Genomic DNA, 5256 nt, shown 5'->3' on the forward strand with positions numbered 1-5256 from the left:
ATTGCCAGCTTCGTCCTTGACAACCACTTTAGCAGGGAAGTCGCGTTCTTCTTCATCCTTGCCCCAATCATCAACAGTTGGGGTACCAGTGATAGTGCCTGTTGCTGGATCATAGGTGAGACCGGTTGGGAGACCCGTTACTTCGACTGTTCCATTAGCTGGTTTGTTTTCTACTGGGACTGTGATTGGCTCGATTGGTTGGTTTTCTACAACAGTCTTATCTTCAAGATTGCCGACTGCTGGGGTGGATGGTTTACTGTTTGGATCCTTAGAATCTGTACCTGCTGTCTTTTCTTGGTCATCTGTGTAGCCGTCATTGTCATCATCTGGATCGGTCACATCTGGGTCTTTGTCGCCATCTGTGTCCCGTTGAACCTTGATGGTCACTGGTTTCTCCGCAACTGGATTGCCAGCTTCGTCCTTGACAACCACTTTAGCAGGGAAGTCACGTTCTTCCTCATCCTTGCCCCAATCATCAACAGTCGGGGTACCAGTAATAGTACCAGTGGCTGGATCATAGGTGAGGCCGGTTGGGAGACCCGTTACTTCAACACTACCATTATTTGGTTTGTTTTCTACTGGGACAGCGATTGGCTCGATTGGTTGGTTTTCTACAACAGTCTTATCTTCAAGATTGCCGACTGCTGGGGTTGCTGGTTTACTGTTTGGATCCTTAGAATCCGTACCTGCTGTCTTTTCTTGGTCATCTGTGTAGCCGTCATTGTCATCATCTGGATCCGTTACATCTGGGTCTTTATCGCCATCTGTATCGCGTTGAACCTTGATGGTCACTGGTTTCTCCGCAACTGGATTGCCAGCTTCGTCCTTGACAACCACTTTGGCAGGGAAGTCGCGTTCTTCTTCATCCTTGCCCCAATCATCAACAGTCGGGGTACCAGTGATAGTACCAGTGGCTGGATCATAGGTGAGGCCGGTTGGGAGACCTGTTACTTCAACACTACCATTATTTGGTTTGTTTTCTACTGGAACAGCGATTGGCTCGATTGGTTGGTTTTCTACAACAGTCTTATCTTCAAGATTACCGACTGCTGGGGTTGCTGGTTTACTGTTTGGATCCTTGGAGTCTGTACCTGCTGTCTTTTCTTGATCATCTGGGTAGCCGTCATTGTCATCATCTGGATCGGTCACATCTGGGTCTTTGTCGCCATCTGTGTCCCGTTGAACCTTGATGGTCACTGGTTTCTCCGCAACTGGATTCCCATTTTCGTCTTTGACAACCACTTTGGCAGGGAAGTCGCGTTCTTCTTCATCCTTGCCCCAATCATCAACAGTTGGGGTACCAGTGATGGTGCCTGTGGCTGGATCATAGGTGAGACCGGTTGGGAGACCTGTTACTTCAACTGTTCCATTAGCTGGTTTGTTTTCTACTGGGACTGTGATTGGCTCGATTGGTTGGTTTTCTACAACAGTCTTATCTTCAAGATTGCCGACTGCTGGGGTTGCTGGTTTACTATTTGGATCTTTAGAATCCGTACCAGCTGCCTTTTCTTGATCATCTGTGTAGCCATCATTGTCATCATCTGGATCCGTCACATCTGGGTCTTTATCGCCATCTGTATCGCGTTGAACCTTGATGGTCACTGGTTTCTCCGCAACTGGATTGCCGTTTTCGTCCTTGACAACCACTTTAGCAGGGAAGTCGCGTTCTTCCTCATCCTTGCCCCAATCATCAACAGTTGGGGTACCAGTGATAGTACCTGTTGCTGGATCATAGGTGAGACCGGTTGGGAGACCCGTTACTTCGACTGTTCCATTAGCTGGTTTGTTTTCTACTGGGACAGCAATTGGCTCGATTGGTTGGTTTTCTACAACAGTCTTATCTTCAATGTCTCCAACAGTCGCACTTGGTTTACTATTTGGATCCTTGGAGTCTGTACCTGCTGTCTTTTCTTGGTCATCTGTGTAGCCGTCATTGTCATCATCTGGATCCGTTACATCTGGGTCTTTATCGCCATCTGTGTCCCGTTGAACCTTGATGATGAATGGTTTCTCGGCAACTGGATTGCCAGCTTCGTCTTTGACAACCACCTTGGCAGGGAAGTCGCGTTCTTCTTCATCCTTGCCCCAATCTTCAACAGTTGGGGTACCAGTGATAGTACCGGTGGCTGGATCATAGGTGAGACCGGTTGGGAGACCCGTTACTTCGACTGTTCCATTAGCTGGTTTATTTTCTACTGGGACAGCGATTGGCTCGATTGGTTGTTTTTCTACAATAGTCTTGTCGCCTATATCGCCGACAGTTGCAGTTGGTTTACTATTTGGATCCTTAGAATCCGTACCAGCTGTCTTTTCTTGGTCATCTGGATAGCTGTCATTGTCATCATCTGGATCCGTTACATCTGGGTCTTTGTCGCCATCTGTGTCCCGTTGAACCTTGATGGTCACTGGTTTCTCGGCAACTGGATTGCCAGCTTCGTCTTTGACAACCACCTTGGCAGGGAAGTCGCGTTCTTCCTCATCCTTGCCCCAATCTTCAACAGTTGGGGTACCAGTGATAGTACCGGTGGCTGGATCATAGGTGAGACCGGTTGGGAGACCCGTTACTTCAACTGTTCCATTAGCTGGTTTGTTTTCTACTGGGACAGCGATTGGCTCGATTGGTTGGTTTTCTACAACAGTCTTATCGCCTATATCGCCGACAGTTGCAGTTGGTTTACTATTTGGATCCTTGGAGTCTGTACCTGCTGTCTTTTCTTGGTCATCTGGGTAGCCGTCATTGTCATCATCTGGATCGGTCACATCTGGGTCTTTGTCGCCATCTGTGTCCCGTTGAACCTTGATGGTCACTGGTTTCTCGGCAACTGGATTGCCAGCTTCGTCTTTGACAACCACCTTGGCAGGGAAGTCGCGTTCTTCCTCATCCTTGCCCCAATCTTCAACAGTTGGAGTACCAGTGATAGTACCAGTTGCTGGATCATAGGTGAGACCGGTTGGGAGACCCGTTACTTCAACACTACCATTATTTGGTTTGTTTTCTACTGGGACAGCGATTGGCTCGATTGGTTGTTTTTCTACAACAGTCTTATCTTCAATGTCTCCAATGGAGGTAACTTTTTCTGGGTCTGCCACAACAACAGTAACTGTTGCTTCTTCTCTTGATCCATCTGGATAAGTGATAACGACTGGCACTTCAAAAGTACCTGCAGTATTACCATCTGGAACAGTTGCACCTGCTTTAGGTACTACTCTAGATGCTGCTGGTATTTTTTTAACAGCTTGTGATAAATCATCCGCAGTTGTTGCTTCACCAAATGGTTTGTTGATAACTTCTGTTTCAGGATCATAAATTTCGTTGTCTCTCAGGTCTACATCTGCTGCTAATAGGCCTGAATTCCCAAGTGTTGTTGGTAAAACACCTCCACCTGATGTAAAGTAGCCTGTAATTGGTAAAATATCAGAGTCAGCTGGCACTTTAAAGACTGGATAACCATCCGGTGAACCAGTCATTAATTCACTAACTGGTTTTTTAAATTTAATGACTGTACGTACATAAGCTGGGTTTTGGGCACCATTTATATTGACATAGGCCCTTTTGTTATCTGTATTCCCCTGATTTATTGCATTGTTTCCAATGGTAAAAGTAGCATGTCCATTGTTATTAAATGATGTTGTTTCACGGTAGTATCTTGATTTAACATCCTTTATTAAACCTTGTGTAAAAGCATATTCAGCAATATGCATCTCAACGTCACCAACATATGGCAATAGGGCTGGATCAATATCCAAATTATAGGTTGTGTTTTTCAATGCATCTTGAAGTGTGCCTGGTGGTGTTCCATTTTTCGTCATTGTTTGGTCAAACACAATTGCACCATAATTCCCATATGATGGCTCATATCTAACGATTGCTCCTGTAGTAATTTTTTTCAATTGATCCAATTTTCTAGAATCGGTAGAATTTGGGGTTGGTGTTTGATCTTCACGAACCCTAAATACACCATTTACCACAGAAGTGGCAACAACTGAATTTTTTGCTGAATCGAAAACATAAGAACGAAATGCCATAAATCCAGGGGTATTTGGATCTTTTAAAATAGTTTCTATTGGTTCTTTAAGTGTAATCGTCCCCCCTGTTAACTGTGAGCCTAATTCAGCACCACCAAAAATCCCATTATTTGCACGAATGAAATTTGATTCAAAAATATTGGTACCGCTTATACGTGATAATATAATATCATTTTTACCACCAACAGATGTTACTTTAATTGTATCTACCTTAGAGGCAATTGCTTCATCTAATTGTAAACGGAATTTCCAATTAGGACCTGAGTTGGTACCAGCTAAATAGTAGGCTAATCGAAAATCAATAGTATTCCCCGTTTTATTAGCTAAATCTGGGAATACTGTCGTAACATCTTGGAAAGTATAATTTTTAGTTTTACCAGTGTCTGAGGGGCCTAAAGAACGGAAAGATGTACCTTCAGGAATGGGTTGACCCTGATTAGGAAACGTTATCGCACGCTTCTCAGCCTTGCTTGCTTCTTTTGAGACTGCATCAATAGTGTCCTGGTCACCTGCTGCCTCGATTTGTTCTGCAAAGCTAGCTCTTGCTTCCGCAGAGATATGTGTATAGCTGTCTAAAACTGTCAGCGCACTTTCTTTTGCCGCTGACAAGGCTGCTTCTTGAGCTTTTGAGTCTGCAGCTGCTCTAGCAGTTTCATTGGCACCCTTTGCTCTCTCCACAATTTCATTGAGAGAGTCTTGACTTGTTGCAGTTTCAATTTCTTTCTTAAAGACTGCTTTTTCTGCATCGCTAAGAGCTGTTAGTTCTTTCAATGCTTCCAATGCTACACTTTTAACAGCTGTTAAGTCTGTTACTGGAGGATTGATTTCATCAGCCTTAGCAGTCTCAACCGGTACCACTTCTTCAACTTTCGCAACTTCTGCTGCCACAGGGGTTGAGCTACTCGTCTCAGTCGGTGCTACTTCTCTTACTACAGGAGTTGAGCTATTAGCCTCAGCTTTAGCAACTTCTGTTACCGCAGGTATTGCACTACTAGCCTCTACTTCATCCGCAGATACGTTACTTGCTAAACTTAGTGAAATCACTGTTCCAAGTAAGACACTAGCCGCACCAAAATGGTACGTCCGAATCGAAAAGCGCTGACCTAGTCCATACCAGTCAAACTTGTTTCTTTTGTTCTTTTTCAAAAGCAAACACTCCTTTATTTTTTATACACAAACCAGACGCTCTCTGGCACAGAAACCGTCAAAACCCGTGTTATACCGACCATT

The 5256-nt window shown here is 44.6% G+C and carries 1 protein-coding gene; it reads right to left on the bottom strand.

The window, feature by feature from the left end; all coding sequences use genetic code 11:
• The coding region (locus tag ACVPON_RS00100) for a putative Ig domain-containing protein (protein ID WP_462874806.1) at window positions 1-5172 on the bottom strand (5172 nt) is incomplete at its 3' end.
• Between the last annotated feature and the right edge of the window lie 84 nt (window positions 5173-5256).

Source organism: Streptococcus sp. 1F3, assembly GCF_054968985.1.